Origin of the sequence: Streptomyces novaecaesareae (assembly GCF_000716875.1) — a bacterium.
Classification (GTDB): domain Bacteria; phylum Actinomycetota; class Actinomycetes; order Streptomycetales; family Streptomycetaceae; genus Kitasatospora; species Kitasatospora novaecaesareae.
The window spans coordinates 1-576 of the sequence record NZ_JNWQ01000219.1 but is presented as its reverse complement, the minus strand read 5'-3'; the positions used below and the strand labels follow the sequence as shown (position 1 = coordinate 576).

The window sequence follows — 576 nt, the reverse complement described above, 5'->3', positions numbered from 1 at the left end:
CGACCAGGTCCATCTTGTTGACGGCCAGCACGACGTGCGGCACCCGCAGCAGTGCGGCGACGGCGGCGTGCCGGCGGGTCTGCTCGACCACGCCGTTGCGGGCGTCGACCAGGACGACGGCCAGCTCGGCGGTGGAGGCGCCGGTCACCATGTTGCGGGTGTACTGCACGTGCCCGGGGGTGTCGGCGAGGATGAACCGCCGCCGGGGGGTGGCGAAGTAGCGGTAGGCGACGTCGATGGTGATGCCCTGCTCGCGCTCGGCGCGCAGGCCGTCGGTGAGCAGCGCGAGGTCGGGCGCCTCCTGGCCGCGGTTGCGGGAGGCGTGCTCGACGGCCTCCAGCTGGTCGGCGAGCACCGACTTGGAGTCGTGCAGCAGGCGGCCGACCAGGGTGGACTTGCCGTCGTCCACGGAGCCGGCGGTGGCGAAGCGCAGCAGGGAGGTGGCGCTGGTCTCGATGGTCGTGCTCATTAGAAGTACCCCTCGCGCTTGCGGTCTTCCATCGCGGCCTCGGACAGCTTGTCGTCGGCGCGGGTGGCGCCGCGCTCGGTGAGGCGGCTGGCGGCGATCTCGGCGAT

1 protein-coding gene and 1 pseudogene are annotated in these 576 nt (G+C 72.4%); both read right to left on the bottom strand.

Annotated features, from left to right (window positions below; genetic code table 11):
• On the bottom strand, window positions 1-469 hold a 469-nt coding region (locus tag OP86_RS32570; RefSeq protein WP_033334510.1), incomplete at its 3' end, for a GTP-binding protein.
• Window positions 469-576 (bottom strand): annotated as a pseudogene (locus OP86_RS36340) (sulfate adenylyltransferase subunit CysD); the annotation flags it as partial. The pseudogene OP86_RS36340 and the gene OP86_RS32570, both read right to left, overlap by 1 nt.